Annotated in this window: 1 pseudogene; it reads right to left on the bottom strand. The window is 69.4% G+C overall.

The annotated features are described in order from the left end of the window. Window positions 1-365, bottom strand: a pseudogene (locus CSC78_RS18795) (ChrR family anti-sigma-E factor); the annotation flags it as partial. Window positions 366-517: the final 152 nt, after the last annotated feature.

Below are 517 nucleotides of genomic sequence, written 5' to 3'. Positions count from 1 at the left end.
TAGTGGATGCCGGGGCCGAGCATGCGCCAGCGCAGGTCCGCGTAGCGTTGGCCGAAATAGGGTTGCAGCGTGCGCGGCAACTCGCCGGCGGCCACCTGCGCACGGGCGGGGCGGCGGCGCGGCGGCAGCGGCTTGCCCTGGGCCAGCACGCGCGAACGCAGCTGTTCACGGGCATCGTCGGGCAAGGGTGCACCCTCCTGCTGCACCAGCAGGTGCCCGCCGATGCGGTCGGCCAGCGCCAGCTGTTCGCGGCACTGCGCGCAGACATCGAGGTGGGCGATCACGACTGCGGCGAATGCCTCAGCAAGCGCACCCGCGGAGAACGCGAGCAGGGTCGGGGAATCGGGATGATGGTTCGGGTTCATGGCGCGGCCCCCAGTCCGGCCTTCAGCCGCGCGAACGCACGGCGCAGGGTGGCTTTGAGGACAACAAACAAGCCTTCGCGAGAATGAACGCCGCGAGCCATGCTAAGACGCTAAGGTATGCGTGCGCTCCGCGCCAGTAACGCTCGAGTGAG

Source organism: Pseudoxanthomonas japonensis (assembly GCF_010093445.1).
GTDB classification, from domain to species: domain Bacteria; phylum Pseudomonadota; class Gammaproteobacteria; order Xanthomonadales; family Xanthomonadaceae; genus Pseudoxanthomonas_A; species Pseudoxanthomonas_A japonensis.
Note: the sequence above shows the minus strand (reverse complement) of the source record. Positions and strands in the feature narration are given on the sequence as shown.